The sequence below is a fragment of the Nostoc sp. DSM 114161 genome (assembly GCF_052692665.1).
On the sequence record NZ_CP195141.1, the window covers coordinates 4,015,270 to 4,037,783 of the forward strand.

Sequence of the window (22,514 nt, forward strand, 5' to 3'; positions counted from 1 at the left end):
ATTTAGGTAGAAGTTGGTACTGGATATGTATAATTGGTCTCAGCCTTTTTCTCTACTGTGTCAACAAAGATATCAAGGAAAGTCTGAATCTTTTTCGACCTTGGCTCTGATTTCTGTTGGACACTCAAATCCGGATCGGCCTTATATTGCTCTGTTTTTGCTTTTAAATCCTTGACTATTTCACAAGTTCTCACACCTTCTTCTGCTGTTATTTCAAACATTGTTTTACTGTCATTTATATCTGCTACTGCTGCATGATGTAACGCTACTAATTGCCATTGTTGATTAAAAACTGGGCTACCCGATGAACTAAAATCTGCATCAGCTTGATACCGAATAAATTGTTTGTAAATTTCAGTAACTCGATTACTAGAAAGAATAACTTGTTTACGCTTTCCTTTTGGATGTTGAATAATATTGACGGGTTCTCCTTCCAAAGATTTACTTTGAGGAATTTTAATATCGAAACCAGCGAGTTTCAAATTTTCGATTTTTGTTTCATCTACAGGCGGTGCAATCCTTGTTGGGTTTTCGTCTAAGGTAATCCAGCCAAAGCGATCGCCTGCTCGACCTAAAATAGAAAAGTCTGGATCTACAGGTTGATTTTGCAACTTAACCAAGGTGTAATCTAAATTTTCATTAGTTTCAAAAAAACCTGTTTCTAGATTGGTGTCAAGTTTATATCCTATCGGCGGAATTTTTCTTCCAAGACCATCTTGATCGTATCCAAATTCGGCTATAATCTCATGACATATTTCCCGATCTGGAATTACATGATGATTGGTAATTAAGTAACTATTTCCAACTAAAAATCCTGTTCCAATTGGAATTGGTAACAGTTTCTTAAAACGTTCTGGGTCTTGAAGCATATTTGAAGGAGATGCTCCAGCAAGATTAGGAAAAAAATCATCGCCAAAATCTTGTTCTTTTTCTGACATTGAAAATATTTCTTCTATTTCTTGCTTAGTTAAAATATCTTGATTATTATTTTTAAGTTCTTGTTCAAACTCACTAACTATATTGACTATTTCTTGCCTGAATGGTTCAGAGAAATTCCGAACTATTCGGCATACCGCAGCGCCTCTTCTTACTCCTAGCTCTAAAAAAGAAAATGGTAAAAAATCTGGATTTCCAAAAACTGCATTAATCCGCGATGTCGGGTTAACATCAAAACGCGAGTTGATAATTTCTACTAAATCTCCGGGGTCGATAGACTCAAGTAATTGTTTTTGCTCATTGTTAATAGGTATGGAACTTACCTTGAGTCTCTTTTTAAAAAGCCTGGTAGGCAGAAACCAATTATATAATATTTTGCTACGAGACTGAGTTATATTAATGCTCATAAAAGTTTTGTAAAATCCGAAAATTACTTGGTGGATTAGAATGCAGTCTCATCGTTTATCCCGACCTATCCAACCCGGACAAAATATCCGAGGTTGGCGTTTCTCTCAAGAATCTTTGCAATCGGAATTACGTGGTGTAATTGCTGGTCAACCACTATTAGTGAAAGCTTGGCTACTTTTATTTATAAATATTCTCTATTTAACATCAGGTATTGTATCTGGATTTTTTGGTGCAAATGTTTTTTTTAACATAAGTATACAAGCTGATGGTTGGATAGAACTAATTTGGATGATTGTGGTAGTGACCCTTTGGATAATTACTACTATACGCAGAGGTATTGCTGAAGGTTTAAAAATAGCATTTATAAGTTTTATGATAACTTTGTTTATAACAGCATTGTTAGTAAATTTTAATTTGTTGCCAGCTATAGAACAAGGTATTCCACCAGTTATCGATCGCAGTATTCAAAACTTAGTTGCCACTACATTTGGAATGTTCTTTGTAACGATTAGTCTGTTGGCAGGTAGCTTTGCTTTTGCTTTAAGCTCAACTTTATCTTATCGCGATAAATATTTACTTCGAGGGTTGGGAATTTTCGTTATCTTGTTTTCGTCAATAATTATTGCTGTGGCAGCATATCAATTTCAATGGTTAGAAAATAAAGCAGAAGAAGATAGTTTTTTAGTCAGGAGTATTTCTCTAAGTGGTGGTATAGCTTTAGGCTTTTGCACAATCATTGTTAGCCTAATTGCAACAAATTTTAATGATAAACATCGCAACCATTTAGATTTTTTACGAGATTGGGCGATCGCAGTCGCTTCTTGGGGCGGTACATCGTTCTATAACTTAGATTTGAGTAATGTTGATTTGACTGGTTCTCAGTTAGCAAATAGCGACTTAAGAGCGCGTAAATTTTACCATACTTGTTTCAAGGAAGTTACTGGTTTAGATAGAGCTAGGCTTGATAATAAATATTTAGATTTAACTAATTATAAAGTACAAAAGCTACTCATACTCACCGATGAAAAATGTGAATATACGAACTTTAGCAGAATAAATTTGCAAGGTGCATATTTACGAGATGTAGATATGAGAGATTTTATTTTAATAGAAACTAATTTCAATGGCGCAGATTTACAAGGTGCTGATTTGCGTCGAAGTATTTTGCTACGCGCTCAAGTTACAGGAGTGAATTTTACTGGTGCTAATTTGACAGGAATTTGTATCGAAGATTGGAGTATTAATTCCCAGACTTGTTTTGCTGGAGTTGAATGCGAATATATCTACCGCAAATTAGATGATAAAGGAGAGTCTACAGATAAATATCCTGTTGGCCGCAACTTTGAAAAAGGAGAATTTGAAGCTCTTTTTCAAAAAGTAGAAGAAGTAGTGGAATTAGTTTTTAAAGAAGGCATTAACTTGCAAGCTCTCAGCTTTGCTTTCCGGAAATTACAATTAGATGATGACGGTTTAGGATTAGAATTGAAAGGCGTCGAACAACGCGGCGACCTTTGGGTTGTGAAAGTAACATACAGAGAAGGAATTCCCCGGCGAGAGATTGAACAACGATTCAATCTAATTTATGACGATCTTAAAACTTTGATGGCTGTCAAAGACCAGCAACTTAATAGGCTTCTCGGTATTGCAGAAAATCAAGCAGAAGCTTTAAACAAAAGACCTTTCGGTAATAGTTTTTTTATTGTTGGTAGCACAATTACAAACCTTGCAGGTTCTGGTGAAATTAATTATGACGAAGCTGCTAGTAAGATTCGCAGTTTTGTAGCTAATGGTAGCAATTTAGCTGAAGCGACGACTTTAGCTCAAAGCTTGTTAGAGCAATTTCAAAGTCAAAATGTTGCTATTTCTACCAACCAACAAGCTGAACTAATTCAGCAGGTGATTCTCAATGAAGCTAAAAACGACCCATTTTTTAAACAGTTTCTTCTACAACAAGGACAGGAAATCGCTAATCTAATACCAGAGAGTGCGATCGCCACAGGTATTCAACAAGCATACTCCCAACTTAGAACAGCAAAAACGGAAACTTCACCAGGAGAAATCTAAGCAGCAGGCTAAAAAGCATAAATAACCCTTAGTTATCTAATAAACTTTCATTATATAACAATTACTATGTCTCAAAAGTTACTTATTAATGATTTGTAAAAAAAGCTAATAACTTTGTAGTTGTGATATTAGCGTAGCTAAGAGGAAATGTTTATTAGTATTAATTAACACTTTCATTTTTATTTTTAGTAGTTAATTATATCATTGAGCATAAGCAACATTTTTTAAAATTCATCCCTGAGATTCTCCGATCCCCCCTTATCAGCGGCTACATACAGTCCTAAACTGAAGATGAGAGTTGAAAGGCAGCTGGGAGAAATTTTGTGAAAAAAGTTTTATCAATCATACTTGGTGGTGGCGCGGGGACTCGGCTTTATCCGCTAACCAAACTTCGCGCCAAACCAGCAGTACCAGTGGCGGGGAAATACCGCTTAATCGATATCCCTGTCAGTAACTGCATAAATTCCCAAATATTCAAAATTTACGTTCTGACACAATTTAACTCAGCTTCCCTGAATCGTCACATTGCCCGTACCTACAACTTTACTGGTTTCAACGAAGGGTTTGTGGAAGTGCTAGCCGCACAACAAACACCAGAAAACCCCAACTGGTTCCAAGGTACAGCCGATGCGGTGCGTCAGTATCTGTGGTTAATGGAAGAATGGGATGTAGACGAATATTTGATCCTCTCAGGCGATCACCTCTACCGTATGGATTATCGCCAGTTTATCCAGCGCCATAGAGAAACCGGGGCCGATATTACTCTCTCAGTCATCCCCATTGACGAGCGCCGCGCCTCAGATTTTGGTTTGATGAAAATTGACGATTCTGGTAGAGTCATCGATTTTAGCGAAAAACCGAAAGGCGAAGCGTTAACCCAAATGCAAGTTGATACAAGCGTACTGGGATTAACAAAAGAACAAGCAAAGCAACAGCCTTACATCGCCTCGATGGGGATTTATGTCTTCAAAAAAGATGTTTTGTTCAAGTTATTAAGAGAGGGTACAGAAAGGACTGATTTCGGTAAAGAAATTATTCCTGATGCCTCTAAGGATTACAACGTTCAAGCTTATCTATTTGATGACTACTGGGAAGATATTGGAACAATCGAGGCATTTTATCACGCAAACTTAACACTGACTCGGCAACCCCAGCCACCTTTTAGTTTCTACGATGAAGAAGCGCCAATTTATACCCGCGCTCGATATCTACCTCCGAGCAAACTATTAGATTGCCAGATCACAGAATCAATAATTGGCGAAGGTTGCATCTTAAAAAATTGTCGCATTCAACATTCAGTTTTGGGAGTGCGATCGCGTATTGAATCTGGCTGCATCATCGAAGAATCTTTGCTCATGGGTGCAGACTTTTACCAAGCTTCTGTGGAACGCCAATGCAGCTTAGTCAATGGTGACATTCCCGTAGGTATCGGTACTGACACAATCATTAGGGGTGCCATCATCGATAAAAATGCCCGCATCGGTCATGATGTGAAAATTATCAACAAAGATAACGTCCAAGAAGCCGATCGCGAAAATCAAGGTTTCTACATCCGCAGTGGAATTGTAGTTGTCCTAAAAAATGCTGTAATTCCTGATGGAACCATCATTTAGTTATTAGTCATTAGTCATTAGTCACTTGTACTGAGCGGAGCCGAAGTATTAGTCATTAGTCATTGATTACAACCAACAAATGACAAATAACAAAGGACAAAGGACAAAGAACAAATGACTAAACTATTGTTGCTGATTGGTCTTCCAGGTAGTGGTAAGTCAACTCTGGCAAAACAATTAGTGGCAGAATGCCCCCAGATGCAGCTGATTTCTACAGATGCCATCCGGGGGCAACTATTTGGTTGTGAAGCTATTCAAGGATCGTGGCTATTAATTTGGCAGGAAGTGGAACGGCAATTTCAACAATCGATTTCCACTGGTAAGGCGGCAATTTTCGATGCCACCAACGCCCAACGACGCCATCGCCGTGAGGTGATTAGTTTAGCCCGTAGCTTTGGCTTTACCCACATTACTGGAATTTGGGTAAATATCCCAGTTTGGCTGTGTTTGGCACGCAATAAAAAGCGATCGCGCCAAGTTCCAGAAGAAATTATCTTGCGAATGCACCGTCAACTCCGGGATGCTCCGCCAAGTCTAGAAGAAGGATTAGACAACCTGATTCGCTTTCTTTGAAATTCCGGGCATGGGGCATGGGGCATGGGGAAAGGGAAAGGGGTAAGGGGAAAAGGGGAAAGATTAAATTTATTCCTTTTCCCTTTAACCTTTTCCCATCTCCCCATCTCCCCATCTCCCCATCCCCCCACTTCTTCAAAGTACGGAAATCGCGATCGCCTAGCGAGCAAGAACCACACTTGATTTTGTATATTCTTTGTTAATTTAAAGTCAGATTCTTTTTGCTTGGCATTATACCTGGCAAACTAAATATCTCTTATCTTAAAAAACATAACGTAAATTTATATAGGAGGCTGGTAGAATGGCTGCAACCGACTTCAAAGACTATTACGCAATTTTGGGGGTTAGTAAGACTGCCAGTCAAGAGGAAATTAAACAAGCCTTTCGGAAACTAGCCCGCAAATATCATCCTGATGTAAATCCAGGTAACAAACAGGCTGAGGCACGGTTTAAAGAAATTAACGAAGCCTACGAAGTCGTCTCAGACCCAGATAAACGCCAAAAATACGACCAATTCGGTCAATATTGGAAACAAGCTGGTCAAGGTTTCCCGTCTGGCGGCCCTGGTGTCGATATGGGCGGTTTTGACTTCAGTCAATACGGCAATTTTGATGAGTTTATTAACGAGTTACTAGGACGCTTTGGTGGTGGTAATCCCCGCGGTGGGCGACAAAGCTATTCTTACCGCACTTCCACAGGTGCCCCTAGTGGTTTTGGTGGGTTTGGCGATTATGGATTTCAAGATGCAGGCGCTGGTACTGCCCAAGATAGTGAAGCTGCTATAACTTTAACTTTCGGTGAAGCATTTCAGGGCGTGCAAAAGCGTTTTAGTTTAGGCAATGAAACAATTGATGTTCGCATCCCAGCTGGGGCTAAAACTGGTACTCGCCTACGCGTGCGGGGTAAAGGTCAAATTAACCCCATGACTCAACAGCGGGGGGATTTATACTTAAAAGTCGAACTTCAACCGCACTCGTTCTTCCAAATGGAAGGCGATAATTTGGTTTGCGAAGTGGCAATTACGCCAGATGAAGCAACGCTGGGAGCATCTATTGATGTACCCACACCAGATGGTATGGTTAATGTCAAGTTACCAGCAGGTGTGCGTTCTGGTCAATCACTGCGGTTGCGTGGCAAAGGTTGGCCTCTCCCCAAGGGCGGACGCGGCGATCAGTTGGTGAAGGTGGCGATCGCCCCACCAAAAGACCTCAGCCAACAGGAGCGGGAGTATTATGAAAAAATCAGGGCTATACGTACTTATAATCCCCGCAGTCATTTGTCCCAAGTCAAGCTGTAAGAAAAGTTATTATCAAGCACCTGTCGAAACAAAGCCTGCCTATAGACGTAACATCAGCGCTATAGGCAGGTTTTCAACAAGTTTGCTCCTTAAGCGATCGCATTGATTCTGATTCCTGAATTCACCAATTCTGAATTCTTCTTTTTAAAACATCCTTTCAAAAAATCAAACAGGCAAATCAGCAGCAGTATTGATGTTTTTTAGGATTAAGTCAGGGCTAGTACGTTTAATTAAGCCAGTTAGAACTTTACCAGGCCCAATTTCTATTACTTGCTCGATGCCGTTGGCTGGTAATTGCAGAGAAATTTCTCGCCAACGTACCGAACCAGTCATTTGTTGGTTGAGGCGCTGCTTCAAAATTTCAGCATCAATAGACGGAATTGGTTCTATATTCGATAAAACTGGAACAACAGCTGGCTGAAATTCCACAGATTGCAAAATATCTTGAAATTCAGCCGCCGCTGCCGCAACTAAATGTGAATGAAATGCCCCAGAGACTTTTAAAGGAATAGCACGTTTAGCTTTTACTTGAGACATCACCGCTTGTACAGCCTCAGCTGTGCCTGATATCACCACTTGAGCCTGACTGTTGTCATTTGCCACTACTACATCAGGCGTTTCGGCAATGACTTTTTCCAACTGTTCGCTGTCAAAATTTATTAGGGCTGCCATCATACCACCAGAGGCACTATCCATGAGTTCTGCACGGCGCTTCACTAGATATAAACCAGCTGACCACTCAAAGACACCCGCAATATAAAGGGCAACATATTCTCCCAAACTGTGTCCAGCAACTAAATCTGGTTGATGCCCTCGTTCCCGGAGAAGGTCAGCAAGAATGCTTTCTACTACGTAAAGGCTTGGCTGAGTATATAGCGTCTGTGACAATTTTTCTTCTTGTGTTTGACAAATTTCCGTCACAGACCAACCTAAAATTGCCTCAGCCTGGTCAAATTTGTCTTTAGCGGCAGGTATATCTAATAAATCTATTCCCATTCCCAGTGCTTGGGAACCTTGTCCGGGAAACACCCATGCAGTTTTAGTCATTGGTCATTTAGTCAGTGGTCATTGGTCATTGGTCATTGGGCATTGGGCATTGATGAGGTGTGGGAGGTGTGGGAGGAGAGGGAGGTGTGGGAGGTGTGGGAACAGAAGAAGATGGGGAAGCATAAATTTTCTTTCCCCCCACACTCCCCACACTCCCCACACTCCCCAGTCCCCAGTCCCCAGTCACCAGTCCCCAGTCCCCAATCCCTATTTTCCCCATTCAAAAATTGCTGCACCCCATGTAAGACCGGCACCAAAGCCGGATGTAGCAACGATGTGATTGGGTTTAATTTTGCCTTGGCGCACTGCTTCATCTAAAGCTAGGGGGATGGAAGCAGCGGAGGTATTGCCATAGTGGGCGAGATTACTAATAACTTTTTGTTCTGGGATATTGAGGCGTTGGGCAACGGCATCAATAATCCGCTGATTGGCTTGATGTAGAATTAGCCAATCGATGCGGTCAACAGTCAGGTTAGCTTGAAACAACGCTTTGTCAATGATTTCTGGCACTTTTTGGACGGCGAAGCGGTAGACTTCTTTGCCGTTCATACTAATGGGTTGGTAAGCGCCTTTCGTGACATTTATACCAGGAAGCAGTTCTTGGGATGAGCCTGTATAGCTAAGGTTGAGGTAATGGTTTTGAGTACCATCACTTTTGAGGGCAAAACCTAGTAAGCGATCGCTCTTGGATGCCTGCAATACCACTGCCCCTGCACCATCACCGAATAGTACACAAGTGCGCCGATCTTGCCAATCTACCCAACGAGAGAGGATATCTGCTCCTATCAACAGTACATTTTGATAGACACCGGTTCTGATGTATTGGGCTGCTGTAATCAGTCCAAATACAAAGCCTGAGCAAGCTGCCGTCAAGTCAAAGGCCACTGCTTTGGTCGCTCCCAATTTAGCCTGGACTTGACAAGCACTACCAAACAAATCCTCAGGGGTAGAAGTCGCAAGCAAAATCAGATCTAGGTCTTCTGGTTTAATTCCCGCAGCTGCGATCGCCCGATTGCTGGCCTCTGTAGCGAGTACACTCAATGACTCGGATGGTAGTGCTATTCGCCGTTGACAAATTCCAGTTCTTGTGGTAATCCATTCGTCGGATGTTTCAACCAGTTCGGTCAATCTCTGGTTGTGTAGGGAAGTTGCTGGTACTGCTGAGCCACTTCCTGTAATTGATATACCTAAGTTATGCACACCTAATCTCTCCAGCTATCAGCTTTTTGTCATTTGTCGTTTGTTATTTGTCCTTCGTCATTCGTCCTTTGTTATTTGTCTAATGTGACTTTGCCTTTTGTCATTATTCATATTTGTTGCTTTTAACTAATGACTAATGACCAATGACCAATGACCAATGACTAATAACTAATGACTAACCGTTCTCCCGCTCTAGGGTGTATTGGGACTGGATTCTTTGCAGTACCTGGTTGTCAACAGCTTCTTTTGCCATGCGAATTGCATTAAAAATTGATGGTGCTTGTGAGCTACCGTGACCGATCAAGCAAACTCCTGCAACGCCTAAGAGCAAAGCGCCGCCGTGTTCTGCGTGATCCATGCGCTGCTTGATGCGCTTGAGGTTTGGTTTTAAGAGTGCTGAGCCGATTTGACCGTGTAATCCTTGGGGTAATTCTTCCTTTAAGATTTGCAGAATTACTTCTCCGACAGCTTCGGCAAATTTTAATAAGACATTGCCAACAAAGCCATCACAGACAATTACATCAAAATGACCGGAAAGCACGTCGCGCCCTTCGGCATTGCCAATAAAATTAATTTGGGAATTTTCTCGTAGCAGTTGGTGGGCGCGGACGGCTGCATCATTGCCCTTAGAGTCTTCTTCACCGATATTTAACAAACCCACCTTAGGTTCATTTGTACCTAAGACATACCGACTGTAAGCCGACCCCATGACAGCAAACTGTTCTAAAAACTTCGGACGGCAATCTACATTTGCGCCGACATCAAGTACTAGCACTGGTTTACCAGCAACAATGGTTGGAAAAACAGTCCCAATGGCTGGGCGGTCAACTCCTGGTAATCGTCCTAAGCGGAGCAAAGCGGATGCCATAGCTGCGCCAGAGTGACCTGCTGAAAATACCGCATCTGCCTGTTGCTGCTTGACCAAATCCATCGCCACATTAATAGAAGCGTTGCGTTTGCGTCTAACTGCGTTTAAAGGCTCCTCATCCATCGCGATCGCTTCCTGTGCGGTCACGATTTCCACCTGCCCTAAATTTGTTTTTGGAGGTAAGGCAGCTTCAATTTGTTGGGGATCGCCGACCAACAATATATCTACACCCAATTCTTCTCTTGCTCGCAATGCGCCAGCAACAATTTCACCGGGTGCGCGATCCCCTCCCATTGCGTCAATTGCGATCCGTACACGAGTCGATGCCATTGCTTAGAGCTTCTAGAAACCTTACAAATTTTACCAGATGGCTTTGCCCAAAAAGCTTAACTTTCGAGATAGCCAAATACTTTTGTTAATTTTGCAACATTTTTTTGTGGCTAGCCCAAGATAGCACGAAATTGGGGATTGGGGATTGGGCAAGCGAGGAGTGTGGGAGGTGTGGGAGGAGAGGGAGGTGTGGGAGGTGTGGGAGGATGGGGAGGAAATCTTTCCCCCCACACTCCCCACACTCCCCACACTCCCCAGTCCCTATTCGCCAGCTGCCAATACCCAGTTAACCAGCGTCCGAACGCCGTAACCGGTTGCCCCGGAGCTGTTGTAGCCGTTTTCTTTATCTGTCCACACTGGGCCGGCTATGTCTAAGTGCGCCCAAGGGGTTTGTTTAACGAATTCTTTGAGGAAAAGGGCAGCGGTAATGGCTCCACCTGGACGGGGACCGGTGTTTTTCATGTCGGCAATGCCAGATTTTAGCCCTTCAAAATATTTTTCTTCCATTGGCATCCGCCAAATCTTTTCTCCTGAAGTTTGGGCAGCTTTTTCCAACTGGGAAGCTACTGCATCATCGGGAGTATATAAGCCAGCAATATCGTCGCCCAATGCGATGACGTTGGCCCCTGTGAGGGTGGCTAAATCAACGATCGCATCTAATTCCAATTTGTCGGCATACACTAGGGCATCTGCTAGGGTCAAACGTCCTTCAGCGTCGGTGTTGTTGACTTCGATTGTTTTGCCGTTTGATGCTGTGAGAATGTCTCCTGGGTGCATGGCGTGACCGCTAATCATGTTTTCGGTCGCCGCTGAGATAAAGTGTACTTCGGAATCTGGCTTGAGTTGAGCGATCGCTTTTGCCGCACCCAAGGTTGCAGCCGCACCACCCATATCAATTTTCATGGTTTCAATACCACTGCCAGCACCTTTAATGTTAAGTCCGCCGGAGTCGAAGGTTAAACCTTTGCCAATAATTGCGAGTTTCTTTTTGGGCGTACCTTCTGGTTTGTAAGTCAGGTGAATGAATTTCGGCGGCAAATCGGAAGCTTGGGCTACTCCCAAAAAAGCACCCATACCCAACTTTTCACACTCTTCTCGTTCCAGAATTTGCAGTTGTAAACCGTGTTCGTTGGCGATCGCCTGGGCTGTTTCTGCTAAGGTAATCGGTGTTACTGCATTAGCTGGGGCTGCTACTAATTGCCGTGCCAGAATTACCCCAGAAACTATTTGATGAGCGCGGTTGATGGCTGCTTCTTGTCCGCCAAAACCTAGTAATTCTACGGTTTCTATTTGTGGCGCTTTCTCTTCGGGTTCTGATTTAAAGCGAACATCTTGGTAGAGTGCTAATTCTACACCTTCAGCGATCGCTTGGGCACTTCCCTCAGGATCGTTATTCCATAATGGAAAACTCAAACCGAGAATTTTGCTTTTTTGCTTTTTGGCTGCCCTAGCTACCGCAGCCGCAGCGCGTCGCAGTGTGTCTAATTTGAGTGCTTCTGGTTTTCCTAAACCTACCACAATCAATTTACGCACTGGGCTATTACCACTCACACGGGTAAAAATCGTGCTATTGGCTTTCCCTTTAAATTCCTCTTCAGCAATCAGTTCTTTCAAGACTCCGGAAAATTGTCGATCTAAATTTGCCAGTTCTCCGGTTAACTCTACTCCATCTTCAAATAATCCAATTGCCAGACTATCGCCTGTCCACTCTAGCAAAGGCGTATCACTAGGTTGAATTTTCATTGCGGGATTTTATCTAATATATTCGTTCTTGTACCAGTATTGCTCAAAATTTGGGCATTGGGCATTGGGCATTGGGCATGGGGCATTGGGCATTAGGCATTGGGGTATATAAATGTAGAGTTCAAAGACTCGTCGGCGAGTATTAAAGACTCATTCGCGAGTATTAAAGACTCGTCGGCGAGTATTAAAGACTCGTCGGCGAGTATCAAAGACTCATTCACGAGTATCAAAGACTCGTCGGCGAGTATCAAAGACTCATTCACGAGTATTAAAGACTCATTCACGAGTATCAAAGACTCATTCACGAGTATCAAAGACTCGTCGGCGAGTATTAAAGACTCGTCGGCGAGTATTAAAGACTCGTCGGCGAGTATTAAAGACTCATCGGCGAGTATCAAAGACTCATTCGCTATGCCCCATGCCCAATGCCCTATGCCCTATGCCCCCTGCCCCGTGCCCAAATCAAATTTGTTGGCGATCGCGTCTATTATTTCCTGTTCAGCTGGTGTAATCTGGTTGTCAACCTGGGCAATTTTGCGACACTGAGCTAACAATGGTATGGCAAAATCACGGCTTAGCTGATTAAGGAGTGTATCTAAAGGCTTGGGTGATTTGATGTTTTCGGCAATGGCTTTTAGGGACGCAGAGCTTAAATTTGCAGCTTGCAATTGTGGCAAAATTTCTTGCCAAGTTTTTTCGGGATGGCTGGCGAGGATCGTGTGAACTAAAATTTGATCCATGACGGCTTGTTGAGCGATGGCACTTTGCAGATACTCTTCACTTTGTTGTTTTAATGTTGCCAATGTCTCTGGAGAATTAAGGGAAGTTGATTCATCTAATTTGGCTTCGTAAAATCGACAAGCAGCATATCCCAGTGAATAGATCATTGTTGCATTTGAACTAGCGGCGATCGCTGCACCCGCAAAGGGCACATTTCGTAACAAGCCTAATCCCGCAGCTTTCAAAAGACGCCCTCCACCCAAAGCCAAACCAAAAATTGCTAAAACTTCACCTCTGCGGGCAGGATCTTTTAAATCTAGCCCATAGTCAGATGCAATTTCATAAACCATTTCTGACTGCAATTTTGTTGTGGCTGCTAAATCAATTGCTAAAAATGTCAGTGCAAATCCTGGTAAAATACTCGTTGCCAAACCAATCCCACCGGCTCTTGCTGCTTTGTCCATCATGATGCGGTGAGCAATTTGGCTGGGTGATTCGTTGGGATACTTTTCCTTGAGTTTTTTAACTGCCACTTCTGCTTTTTCTAAATCAACATTATCAGTGGCACCAAATAGCCAATTGAGATTTAATACTCCAGATAGTTTTCTAATCAGCCAATTATCGCTCAGGTAATTTACAACTGAACCGCTGGTTTGAGTTGTTTGTTCAATTAGCTTGTGCGTTTGTTTAGTTGCTGCTTGTCCTACAGCTATTGCTGTGTCTAAAACTGCTTTACCAGTCTCAGCAACAGTTTTAGCAAAAGACTCTAATATAAAAGGTTGATTTTCAACAGATGATTGAGGTTGAATTTTTACTTTGTTTGTTTCTGTCGATGAATTAACTAATTTTTTTGCTTCTATTTCTTGGGTTCGATCTGTCATTGCTATACACCATTCTCTAAAGGCTCTCTATGTTATTTTGTAGCGGATTGCCATCGGCTTAACATCCCTCGACAAGTACAAGTTATGGATTAAAAATTCCTCTGACCTTTTATCAAAAGATATGTCACTCCTTTAAAATAACTCTATTGAGTATGACGTTTAAATGGTCAATATAAACACAGGTACTGTGTTTGCGTTTATTTCTGAAGGCTCACCTGTACGCTATGAATTACGACAATATGTACAAGGACAACAAATGGTAATAACTCAAACAGCTTTGAAAGAAGTTACCGATATTATTCAATGCTCAGGGGGACTATCAGAACAAGCAAGAGCAAGTAGATTAATGCAAAGATTAAATATCATACCTGACGAACCCTCTACTCTAGCCCTAAACTTACAGCCGACTAGGAGTCTGGGCGCTAATAATATCATCATTTTAGGAACAGGGGATCGGTTAGGCATTGTGACAATGACAGCAGATGCTAAAGCGGTCAGAGCAACACTTTCTCAGGGTGTAAAGTTTAATGTGTATATCCATCAGCCTTGCCTTTAACAGGAAACTAACCATGCAAATTACTATTGCACCTTATCTTTTAAGTACTTATAAACTCTGAATTAATAGACATGTTGGCAAAGAAGCACGGCGTAAATTACTAGTTAAGGGGATGATTATGACAGTAGTTGAAAATTGAGAAATTATTTCATTCTGAAAAACAATAACAGGTCGAGTACCTCCTTGTTCAGAACCTCTGGTTGGGTTTAGGTCTGCCAACCATACCTCACCTCGTTTGATAGCCATTCTTAGTCTTCTTGTTTCAAGAGTTTGGCATATTCATCCAATCCTTCTTCAGCAAGTATTCGATCTTCTTGTGCAAATTCATTGTATAGAGTAGCTATTTTATCTGTATCTACTTGCCAGCTAGCTACACGGCTACGGAATTTAATAAAAGCAAGAAAATCCCCAACTTGTCTAAGTTGTTCTTCATTAAGATTTTCTAGTTCTTTAATAACTAACTCTTTGAGAGTAAGCATTTCATTGTCTCCAAAAATATATCTTTCAGCTTTAAGAACTACGAGTGGGATCGCACTAACTTTTGTATACTTTCTCGAACAATGATTAGATGCTGCTGATTGTAGGCGATCGCTCCTCACTCTATCCTCTCACCTCTTGCTCTGTAACAGTATCAGCTTTATTTTCTAGAAAGTCGTTAGCTTTGAGAATTTCATAGAGATTAATATCTTGCTCTAGCAAACAAGCATGTCCGCATTCGGGCAGCACTACAATCTCGGTATTTGGTATGATATTCCCTAAGCGCTTGGCTTCAGTTACAGAAGGCAAAAGGCGATCGCTACCACCAGCAATTAACAAAACTGGCTGCTTTAATTGGCGCAATTTCTCTTCATCAATTTCAAACTCCCGCAGTAAAGACAATCGCCAATGAACGGTTTCTGGCGGTACAGAACGCATAGTTCTTAATAATTCATGGCGATCGCTGCGAGAAATTCGTGGCAAAGATGCTAAAAAGGGCAATAACCCCAGTGCGCCAACATCATATAATCCAGATGGGACTAAGTAAGTAATTTGCGATGCCCAATTCAAAAAAGGACGAAGGTGAAAGGCGGAAGCTGGATTAATTAAAATAATTCGTTTAAATAGCTGCGGTGCTTTGATTGCAACTTTCATCGCCAAGCAACCGCCAAAGGATTCACCACACAAGTAAACTGGTCTGTGGGAACTTTTTTCTAATTCGGCGTGGATTAAGTCTAATACACTGTTCGCTAGCACATCCCAGCTGGTGAGGTCTTTTCGGGGAATGGCAAAACAGCGGACATCAAAGCCAACTTCTAATCCAGCGGTTTGCGATCGCAATAATTGACCGGTTCCATCCATTCCTGGTAAATACACAAACAGCGGATACTCTGGTTGTAGTCGTTTCGGTGTAAGGAAGCAAGGCTTGAGTTCAACTTCTGGGGTAGTCATTGGTCACTTTGTACTGAGCGGAGTCGTTGGCGTAGCCTCTCGTAGAGAAGTATTAGTCATTGGTCACTAGTTAATGGTATAAAACTTTTGGATTGTCGATCGTTGGCTGCTTGTGACCAGACGCAAAAACTCCCTCCCAGCAAGCAACTCAAAGCCTTGACATTCAGAGACTTCCCAATCAAAAAACATCAGAATTTTTTTGTGGGGTGGACATCTTGTCCGCCCTCTGAACTGGGCGGGCGAGACGCCCACCCCACAAGATGAGATAATTTATCTGTTGGTAATCCAAAATGGCATCAGCAACCTTGACTCAATAAGTCGCTAATTTCGTTGTGGCAATATTCGGTTAGTTCAGCCACAACAGTTCTGGCTTGTTTGCCGTGATATCTTTTTTGATGTTGAGGCGTAATCCAATAAGGGCGACCAATTAACACGGCAACCCGGCGATACACTACTAAAGGATGCCAACCTGATTGTTTAAATAAAGGTTCTGAAGGGTCGAATAAACTCAACAGCCTGAGGGGAAAACCAGAAGTGTTGACTTCTTCAATTGAAGCGATCGCCACTGGCAAAATTGCTAAATCCTGCACATCAGCCCGCAATGCCAAATGAGCAAATCCCCGTTGAAATTCACCAACTGTGTTCGGCACGGTAAATTTTACCATTGGTTCTGTTCCTTCGGGAAATACTCCCACCATTTGCCGAGATTGCAATAGCGTTTGTGATTGCACAAAAAAGCTTTGTTGGCGGTTTTGGGGTTCCTCCAAAGGAAAACACCCCAATTGTCCGGTAACAATCTCTCGCATAATCGGCACTTGTCCCATGTAGTGATGACAAGCAAAGCGAATTGGATTCGATAACGCCGCCATTAAAATCGGTGCATCCATAAAGCTGCGGTGATTGCTAACCACCAAGACGCTACCATCTCGCGGAATGCGATCTTCGTAATAGCGAAACATTTGTGTTGAAAGCCCCGCTAACAAAGCTTGCGAAATCAGAGTCGGACTATTTAGACTCATACCTAATCAAATATATATTCCGGTAAATATGGCAGTTTATCTTAATTTAAGTTTTACATTTCTTTACCACTGCCATGACCGTCTTAAGATAGAAATGTCTGAATCTACAAAGGTAGTTAGATTTTTTCTGAGTATTTATGTATTCCTAAACACAATAATATTATGTAATAAAAAGTATTAGCTAAATTTCTTTAATAGTAAATTTCTGTATTTTAGGGAAAAATCACTTGAATTAATGCATATTATAAAACAATTGCTGACCGGATAAATTTGCTAATATTAAGGTGTTATTGGAAAAAATCGTAGGAATGTTATATAATTGCGTGGTTTTGCTCACAAAACTAAGATGTAAAACGTTTTAATAAGTTGATTTTATTTTGCATGAATCTAGTGAATAAAACACAAAAGACATTTGCACTGACAACACCCTTATATTATGTAAACGATGTCCCCCATATAGGCAGCGCTTATACAACGATCGCTGCGGATGTAGTGGCGCGATTTCAAAGATTGCAAGGGCACAATGTACTATTAATTACGGGAACAGATGAGCATGGGCAAAAAATTCAGCGATCGGCAGAAAGTTTAGGCAAAGCCCCACAAGATTTTTGCGATGAAATTGTGCCTAGCTTTGTGAGTTTATGGCAATTGCTTGATATTCAATACGATCGCTTTAGTCGGACTACAGCACCTCGTCATGCAGCGATCGTTAAAGAATTCTTTGAGCGAGTATGGGAATCTGGCGATATCTATCAAGGACAACAACAAGGTTGGTACTGCGTATCTTGTGAAGAATTTAAAGAAGAACGAGAACTTTTAGAAGGGCATCGTTGTCCAATTCACATCAATAAAGAAGTCGAATGGCGAGACGAAAAAAACTATTTTTTCCGCCTATCTAAATATCAAAATAAACTCACAGAATTTTATCAATTAAAACCCGATTTTATTCAACCAGAAACTCGGCGCAATGAAGTCCTAAGCTTTGTCAATCAAGGTCTGCAAGACTTTTCAATTTCACGAGTAAATTTAGATTGGGGCTTTCCAGTACCAACCGATCCCCAGCACACCCTTTATGTTTGGTTTGATGCGCTACTGGGTTATGTAACTGCATTACTCGAACCAGATGCCGAACCAACTTTAGCAAATGCTCTTGAGACATGGTGGCCAATTAATTTGCATTTAATTGGTAAAGATATTCTGCGCTTCCATGCAGTTTACTGGCCAGCAATGCTTTTATCAGCTGGTTTACCTTTGCCAGATCGAGTATTTGGACACGGCTTTTTAACCAAAGATGGTCAAAAAATGGGTAAAAGCCTGGGTAACACCCTCGATCCTGTAGAGCTAGTTAAACGCTATGGTAGTGATGCCGTTCGTTATTACTTCCTTAAGGAAATCGAATTTGGCAAAGATGGCGACTTTAATGAAAATAGGTTCATCAATTCTCTGAATGCAGATTTAGCAGATAAATTAGGTAATTTGCTCAATCGCACCTTGAGTATGGTCAAAAAATACTGTGCTGAGAATAATGTACCACCAATCAGCTACGAAACAATCTCTGAGGAAAATCCGTTAAAAACAATTGGTTTACGTCTGGGGGGACAGGTAAAAGAAGCATACGAACAACTAGCTTTCAGCCAAGCCTGCGAGTCCATCCTTTTACTGGTGCAAGCCAGTAATAAGTTTATTGATGAGCAAGCTCCTTGGTCGTTATATAAACAGGGACAGCAGCAGGAAGTCGAAAAAGTTCTGTATGCAGCTCTAGAATCAGTTAGACTAGCAGCTTACCTGCTATCTCCAATTATTCCGAACATCAGTAGCGATATTTATCAGCAGCTAGGCTTCGGAATCAACTTTAACGATCGAATACAAACTTCCTTTAATGCTCCTTTTGCTACCCATTCAACATGGGGAGTACTATCTGGCAAACAACAGTTGGGTAAAGCCCAACCAATTTTTAAGCGCATAGAACCACCAAAAAACGATTAGTCCATATCAAACTCTGATTTTGTTCGATTTCTAATTCTCTGGTAAAAATTTATCGGGGCTGAGCCTAATTAGCCCCGGAACATTATCATAAACCGCTGTGACTAGAATGTAAAACTCGTTAATTTGTATCAAAAATAACAGGGATAAAAATTGAGGTATGACAACAATGTTGAATAATTTAGAAAATGACTCGATATTTACACCAGAACAAGTTTTGGAGAATCGGGGTAGGGTCGCCATATTTATTGATGGCTCAAATCTATTTTACGCTGCATTACAATTAGGAATTGAAATCGATTACACAAAGTTATTGTGTCGATTAACTGGAGGTTCTCGGCTACTTCGTGCTTTTTTCTACACTGGTGTAGACCGGACAAACGAGAAGCAACAGGGATTTTTGCTGTGGATGCGTCGTAATGGCTATCGAGTAATTGCTAAGGACTTAGTACAATTGCCAGATGGTTCTAAAAAAGCCAACCTGGACGTAGAAATAGCAGTCGATATGATGGCGTTAGTCGATTCCTATGATACCGCAGTTTTAGTCAGCGGTGATGGCGATTTGGCTTATGCAGTTAATTCCGTGAGCTATCGTGGTGTAAGGGTAGAGGTGGTGAGTTTGCGTTCCATGACTAGTGACAGCTTAATTAATGTAAGCGATCGCTACATTGATTTAGAAGCCATCAAAGAGGATATTCAAAAAACCCCTCGTCAAAGCTATCCATATCGACCGTTATCGAGTATGGGATTTTTGGAAGACCCAAGAACGACCGACGGACACCTGGAAATCCAAGAATGAAGTATCAGTTTAATCAGAAAACGAAAGAGGTAAAGGGGCAAGAAACAGGAGGCAAAGAAAAGGAATTTTCCTTTTTCCCCAGTTTCCAACTCTCCTCTTTCTTTATTTTGCTTTTGACATTTTTTTTAGGAATTGGATTAGTTAGCTGTGGGGGAAAACCCCCCACAGTTTCTCAAACAAATACTCCTGATTCATCTAACCAAGATAGTAAATTGACATTTTTTGATGTCACCTTAGAACAAGCCGATGAAGTTGGACGGCCGATTTGGAAAGTCCAAGCCAAACGAGCAAAATATACCAAAGAAAAACAAATTGGTCAGGCGGAAAATCCTTATGGAGAACTGTACCAAGATGGCAAAATTATTTACCAAGTCAAAGCAGATGTAGCAGACATCGAACAAGATGGAAAACAGCTATTTCTCAAGGGTAAAATATTTGCCACAGACCCTACCAATGGAGTTGTGTTGCAAGGTAATGAGTTAGAATGGCGTCCCCAAGAAGGTTTGTTGATTGTCCGCAACCAGATTAACGGGACTCATAAAAAACTACAAGCCGTGGCAAAAGAAGCGCGAGTAAAAACTAGAGAACAGCGGATAGAATTTTCTGGAGGAGTAATAGCAAATTCCGCCGATCCCCAATTGCAAATGCGAACTGAGAATTTAAATTGGAATATTAAAGAAGAAAAATTAATTGCCGATCGCCCCATAGAAATTGACCGTTATAAAAATAATAAAATTAGCGATCGCGCCAAGGGAAATGCTGCCGAAGTCAACTTAAAAACCAAAATAGCGATCGTTCAAAAAAATGCCCAACTAGATTTACTAGACCCACCATTACAAATAGCTAGTAACTCTATGACTTGGAACATGAACGCAGAAACCATCACCACAAATTCCCCCACTCGCATGTTCCAGCGCGTCGAAAATGTCACCGTCACAGCCAACCAAGGGGAAATGAAAATCCCGCAAAAAACGGTTTATTTAACAGGTAACGTCAACGCCGTTGGTCAGCGTAGCCAGTCATTGAGATCTAATACATTAACTTGGTATTTAGACAATAAATTAGTTGAAGCTCAAGGAAATATAGTTTATCGACAAATTGACCCACCGTTAAATTTTACTGGTGAAACAGCAGTTGGCAATTTGCAAACAGAAAATATTGTTGTCAAAGGTGGAAATTCTGGCGGTAGAGTAATAACGGAGATTATTCCTCAAGAAAGGGCGAATCGTCAGTAAAGATAAGGGGGTGGGGAGATGGGGAGATGGGGAAGAGTTTTAGAATTGTGTTCATCTAGTTCAAAGGATCATTAATGGAGTTCAAATACTCATTCACGAGTATCAAAGGCTCGTTAACCAAGTTAAAGTACTCCCTCATCTCCCCACCTCCCTATCTCCCCATCTCCTCATCTCCCCACCTTCCCATCTCCCCAATTTTCGGTCAACGACTAGGCTAGGATCTTAGTACTACAAGTCCTTTGATAACCCATGAATGGCTCAAACCGATTAGCTAAAGAATCCTTGCCAACATCCCAGCAAGCAGAACACTCTCATAATCACCATACAGACCGCGAACATGCAGACCATACTCACGAGCATGGAGAGTTAAGCCATCCTCACGTCCATAGCGAAGAGTCATTACGGCGAATTGTCAATCGTCTGTCGCGGATAGAAGGACATATTCGTGGTATTAAAACAATGGTGCAACAAAATAGCCCTTGTCCTGATGTTTTGTTACAAATTGCCGCAGTGCGGGGTGCATTAGATAAGGTTGCGCGAATTGTTCTAGATGAACATTTAAGCGAATGTATTGCTAGAGCAGCAAAAGAAGGCAATATGGAAGTTGAAATTGAACAATTAAAAGCTGCTTTAGATCGGTTTTTGCCTTAAATCAGAATTCAGAATTCAGGAGTCAAAAAGGGTTTAGTCACTTCACCTAATCCCCAGTCCCCAGTCCCTTGCTATATGCCAAAATTAACACAAGTGTCTCACAGTCATAGCTGATGGTTTGGGCAGTTCCAAAGCAGTTGCAGGGGGGTAAATATACCCTCGAAAGTGTATTAGGGCGGGGACGTTTTGGCATTACTTATCTCGCCAAAGATCAAAAGGGCGATCGCATTGTCGTCAAAACCCTGGACGATCAATTATTGAACCAACCAGACTTCAAAAGGTTGCAAGAAAGATTTGTCCAAGAAGCCTTCAAACTCGCTAAATGCAAACATCCCCATATCGTGCGCCTCTTAGAAGATCCCTTTCAAGAGGACGATTTGTGGTGCATAGCGATGGAGTACATCGCCGGAATCGATTTAGCCCATCGCCCACAGAATATTTTGCCAGAAGCAGACGCCCTGCAATATATTCAACAAATTGGCGAAGCGTTAACGGTAGTCCATCAAAATAATTTAGTGCATAGAGATGTCAAGCCAGCCAATATTATGATTAGGGCTGGTTCAAAAGAAGCCGTGTTAATTGACTTTGGGCTAGCACGGGGAATTGACAGTAAAAAACTGAGTGTTAGCAACCTAGAAACAGAAGCCGAAGCAGGTTTTACACCACCGGAACTGTATTCACACAAAATTGAACTAGGTGCGTATACCGACGTTTATTCACTTGCAGCCACACTTTATAACTTATTAACAGGACAAGTACCAACCAGCGCCAAAGAACGTCTCCAAAATCATACTCCATTGACAGAACCAAAAGACTTGAATCCTCAAATTAGCGATAACATCAATCGTGGTATTCTTTGGGCAATGGATTTAGATCCCAAAAAACGCCCCCAATCGATTCAAGCTTGGCTAGATTCACTAGGATTAAAACCGACACCTGCTGTTGAGCCACAACCAAGACAAATTAATTACGATGCGTTAGGCCTATGGATTGGAATAATAGGTTTAATTCTCGCAGTCATAGCAATATTCACAGGAATTTTCCAAGGAGATATTCGAGAATTATTCATCAAACCTTCGCCTTCACCTACAGAAAAATCAACACCAACACCACCCCCAACAAAACCGCCAAATTAACTCCTATCTCTTTCTTCTCTCTGCGCC

General features: G+C 41.8%; 22 protein-coding genes. 10 read left to right on the forward strand and 12 right to left on the reverse strand.

Features of this window, described 5'->3' with window-relative positions:
* Positions 1-2: 2 nt before the first annotated feature.
* Positions 3-1,343 carry a trypsin-like serine peptidase gene (locus tag NSTC745_RS17460; protein ID WP_445638264.1) on the reverse strand — a complete coding sequence of 447 codons (1,341 nt, stop codon included), beginning with the start codon at positions 1,341-1,343 and terminating at the stop codon, positions 3-5.
* A 40-nt stretch (positions 1,344-1,383) separates the two neighbouring features.
* Here NSTC745_RS17460 and NSTC745_RS17465 point away from each other — a divergent pair, with 40 nt between their 5' ends.
* The 4 genes from NSTC745_RS17465 (at position 1,384) to NSTC745_RS17480 (ending at position 6,891) form a co-directional block, all read left to right on the forward strand.
* The gene (locus tag NSTC745_RS17465; RefSeq protein ID WP_445638265.1) at positions 1,384-3,408 is read left to right on the forward strand and encodes a pentapeptide repeat-containing protein; all 2,025 of its coding nucleotides are present in this window, start codon (positions 1,384-1,386) and stop codon (positions 3,406-3,408) included.
* 323 nt (positions 3,409-3,731) lie between these two features.
* Complete coding sequence (locus tag NSTC745_RS17470) at positions 3,732-5,021, forward strand: glucose-1-phosphate adenylyltransferase (protein ID WP_445638266.1); 1,290 nt, start codon at positions 3,732-3,734, stop codon at positions 5,019-5,021.
* A 114-nt stretch (positions 5,022-5,135) separates the two neighbouring features.
* Positions 5,136-5,594, forward strand: a complete 459-nt coding sequence (locus NSTC745_RS17475) for an AAA family ATPase (protein WP_445638267.1) — start codon at positions 5,136-5,138, stop codon at positions 5,592-5,594.
* 301 nt (positions 5,595-5,895) lie between these two features.
* Positions 5,896-6,891 (forward strand): DnaJ C-terminal domain-containing protein, encoded by a 996-nt coding sequence (locus tag NSTC745_RS17480; RefSeq protein ID WP_445638268.1) that lies wholly within the window; start codon positions 5,896-5,898, stop codon positions 6,889-6,891.
* Between the two features lie 165 nt (positions 6,892-7,056).
* Here NSTC745_RS17480 and fabD read toward each other — a convergent pair whose 3' ends face one another.
* The 7 genes from fabD to NSTC745_RS17515 form a co-directional block, all read right to left on the reverse strand.
* On the reverse strand, positions 7,057-7,938 hold the full coding sequence (fabD, locus tag NSTC745_RS17485) for an ACP S-malonyltransferase (RefSeq protein ID WP_445638269.1): 882 nt from the start codon (positions 7,936-7,938) through the stop codon (positions 7,057-7,059).
* A gap of 25 nt (positions 7,939-7,963) precedes the next feature.
* Positions 7,964-8,158 (reverse strand): hypothetical protein, encoded by a 195-nt coding sequence (locus NSTC745_RS17490; protein ID WP_445638270.1) that lies wholly within the window; start codon positions 8,156-8,158, stop codon positions 7,964-7,966.
* Entirely contained in the window at positions 8,146-9,138 is a 993-nt protein-coding gene (locus NSTC745_RS17495) for a beta-ketoacyl-ACP synthase III (RefSeq protein ID WP_445638271.1), read from the reverse strand. The genes NSTC745_RS17490 and NSTC745_RS17495 overlap by 13 nt, the downstream gene beginning before the upstream one ends.
* Positions 9,139-9,313: 175 nt before the next feature.
* Positions 9,314-10,336 (reverse strand): phosphate acyltransferase PlsX, encoded by a 1,023-nt coding sequence (gene plsX, locus NSTC745_RS17500; protein WP_445638272.1) that lies wholly within the window; start codon positions 10,334-10,336, stop codon positions 9,314-9,316.
* A 261-nt stretch (positions 10,337-10,597) separates the two neighbouring features.
* A complete protein-coding gene (locus NSTC745_RS17505) occupies positions 10,598-12,079 on the reverse strand; it encodes a leucyl aminopeptidase (protein WP_445638273.1) in 1,482 nt (493 codons plus the stop codon).
* Positions 12,080-12,171: 92 nt separating this feature from the next.
* Entirely contained in the window at positions 12,172-12,477 is a 306-nt protein-coding gene (locus NSTC745_RS17510) for a hypothetical protein (protein WP_445638274.1), read from the reverse strand.
* Between the two features lie 39 nt (positions 12,478-12,516).
* A complete protein-coding gene (locus tag NSTC745_RS17515) occupies positions 12,517-13,680 on the reverse strand; it encodes a hypothetical protein (RefSeq protein ID WP_445638275.1) in 1,164 nt (387 codons plus the stop codon).
* A 163-nt stretch (positions 13,681-13,843) separates the two neighbouring features.
* On the opposite strand from NSTC745_RS17515, the gene NSTC745_RS17520 reads away from it, so the two are divergent.
* Positions 13,844-14,236 carry a DUF1308 domain-containing protein gene (locus tag NSTC745_RS17520; protein WP_445638276.1) on the forward strand — a complete coding sequence of 131 codons (393 nt, stop codon included), beginning with the start codon at positions 13,844-13,846 and terminating at the stop codon, positions 14,234-14,236.
* Positions 14,237-14,284: 48 nt separating this feature from the next.
* Here NSTC745_RS17520 and NSTC745_RS17525 read toward each other — a convergent pair whose 3' ends face one another.
* The 4 genes from NSTC745_RS17525 to NSTC745_RS17540 form a co-directional block, all read right to left on the reverse strand.
* The gene (locus NSTC745_RS17525; RefSeq protein ID WP_445638277.1) at positions 14,285-14,482 is read right to left on the reverse strand and encodes a type II toxin-antitoxin system PemK/MazF family toxin; all 198 of its coding nucleotides are present in this window, start codon (positions 14,480-14,482) and stop codon (positions 14,285-14,287) included.
* 2 nt (positions 14,483-14,484) lie between these two features.
* Positions 14,485-14,835 (reverse strand): hypothetical protein, encoded by a 351-nt coding sequence (locus tag NSTC745_RS17530; RefSeq protein WP_445638278.1) that lies wholly within the window; start codon positions 14,833-14,835, stop codon positions 14,485-14,487.
* A gap of 1 nt (position 14,836) precedes the next feature.
* The gene (locus NSTC745_RS17535) at positions 14,837-15,664 is read right to left on the reverse strand and encodes an alpha/beta fold hydrolase (RefSeq protein WP_445638279.1); all 828 of its coding nucleotides are present in this window, start codon (positions 15,662-15,664) and stop codon (positions 14,837-14,839) included.
* 296 nt (positions 15,665-15,960) lie between these two features.
* Complete coding sequence (locus NSTC745_RS17540; protein ID WP_445638280.1) at positions 15,961-16,683, reverse strand: lysophospholipid acyltransferase family protein; 723 nt, start codon at positions 16,681-16,683, stop codon at positions 15,961-15,963.
* 381 nt (positions 16,684-17,064) lie between these two features.
* Here NSTC745_RS17540 and metG point away from each other — a divergent pair, with 381 nt between their 5' ends.
* The 5 genes from metG to NSTC745_RS17565 all read left to right on the forward strand — a co-directional run bounded on the left by metG (position 17,065) and on the right by NSTC745_RS17565 (position 22,487).
* A complete protein-coding gene (gene metG, locus NSTC745_RS17545) occupies positions 17,065-18,669 on the forward strand; it encodes a methionine--tRNA ligase (RefSeq protein ID WP_445638281.1) in 1,605 nt (534 codons plus the stop codon).
* A gap of 166 nt (positions 18,670-18,835) precedes the next feature.
* Positions 18,836-19,465, forward strand: coding sequence for a LabA-like NYN domain-containing protein (locus NSTC745_RS17550; RefSeq protein WP_096541968.1), 630 nt, complete (start codon positions 18,836-18,838; stop codon positions 19,463-19,465).
* Positions 19,462-20,700: an LPS export ABC transporter periplasmic protein LptC gene (lptC, locus tag NSTC745_RS17555; protein WP_445638282.1), complete on the forward strand. Its 1,239-nt coding sequence runs from the start codon at positions 19,462-19,464 to the stop codon at positions 20,698-20,700. Before NSTC745_RS17550 ends, lptC begins: the two co-directional genes overlap by 4 nt.
* Before the next feature lie 249 nt (positions 20,701-20,949).
* On the forward strand, positions 20,950-21,351 hold the full coding sequence (locus NSTC745_RS17560; protein ID WP_445638283.1) for a metal-sensing transcriptional repressor: 402 nt from the start codon (positions 20,950-20,952) through the stop codon (positions 21,349-21,351).
* 113 nt (positions 21,352-21,464) lie between these two features.
* Positions 21,465-22,487: a serine/threonine protein kinase gene (locus tag NSTC745_RS17565; protein ID WP_445638284.1), complete on the forward strand. Its 1,023-nt coding sequence runs from the start codon at positions 21,465-21,467 to the stop codon at positions 22,485-22,487.
* Positions 22,488-22,514 lie beyond the last annotated feature (27 nt).

Coding starts and splice junctions, on each gene's coding strand:
- NSTC745_RS17535 (WP_445638279.1), bottom strand. CDS start 15,664: ATGACTACCCCAGAAGTTGAACTCAAGCCTTGCTTCCTTACACCGAAA.
- NSTC745_RS17460 (WP_445638264.1), bottom strand. CDS start 1,343: ATGAGCATTAATATAACTCAGTCTCGTAGCAAAATATTATATAATTGG.
- NSTC745_RS17475 (WP_445638267.1), top strand. CDS start 5,136: ATGACTAAACTATTGTTGCTGATTGGTCTTCCAGGTAGTGGTAAGTCA.
- NSTC745_RS17550 (WP_096541968.1), top strand. CDS start 18,836: ATGTTGAATAATTTAGAAAATGACTCGATATTTACACCAGAACAAGTT.
- NSTC745_RS17525 (WP_445638277.1), bottom strand. CDS start 14,482: ATGGCTATCAAACGAGGTGAGGTATGGTTGGCAGACCTAAACCCAACC.
- NSTC745_RS17520 (WP_445638276.1), top strand. CDS start 13,844: ATGGTCAATATAAACACAGGTACTGTGTTTGCGTTTATTTCTGAAGGC.
- NSTC745_RS17565 (WP_445638284.1), top strand. CDS start 21,465: ATGGTTTGGGCAGTTCCAAAGCAGTTGCAGGGGGGTAAATATACCCTC.
- lptC (WP_445638282.1), top strand. CDS start 19,462: ATGAAGTATCAGTTTAATCAGAAAACGAAAGAGGTAAAGGGGCAAGAA.
- NSTC745_RS17480 (WP_445638268.1), top strand. CDS start 5,896: ATGGCTGCAACCGACTTCAAAGACTATTACGCAATTTTGGGGGTTAGT.
- NSTC745_RS17490 (WP_445638270.1), bottom strand. CDS start 8,158: ATGGGGAAAATAGGGATTGGGGACTGGGGACTGGTGACTGGGGACTGG.
- NSTC745_RS17465 (WP_445638265.1), top strand. CDS start 1,384: ATGCAGTCTCATCGTTTATCCCGACCTATCCAACCCGGACAAAATATC.
- NSTC745_RS17515 (WP_445638275.1), bottom strand. CDS start 13,680: ATGACAGATCGAACCCAAGAAATAGAAGCAAAAAAATTAGTTAATTCA.
- fabD (WP_445638269.1), bottom strand. CDS start 7,938: ATGACTAAAACTGCATGGGTGTTTCCCGGACAAGGTTCCCAAGCACTG.
- NSTC745_RS17540 (WP_445638280.1), bottom strand. CDS start 16,683: ATGAGTCTAAATAGTCCGACTCTGATTTCGCAAGCTTTGTTAGCGGGG.
- NSTC745_RS17560 (WP_445638283.1), top strand. CDS start 20,950: ATGAATGGCTCAAACCGATTAGCTAAAGAATCCTTGCCAACATCCCAG.
- metG (WP_445638281.1), top strand. CDS start 17,065: ATGAATCTAGTGAATAAAACACAAAAGACATTTGCACTGACAACACCC.
- NSTC745_RS17505 (WP_445638273.1), bottom strand. CDS start 12,079: ATGAAAATTCAACCTAGTGATACGCCTTTGCTAGAGTGGACAGGCGAT.
- plsX (WP_445638272.1), bottom strand. CDS start 10,336: ATGGCATCGACTCGTGTACGGATCGCAATTGACGCAATGGGAGGGGAT.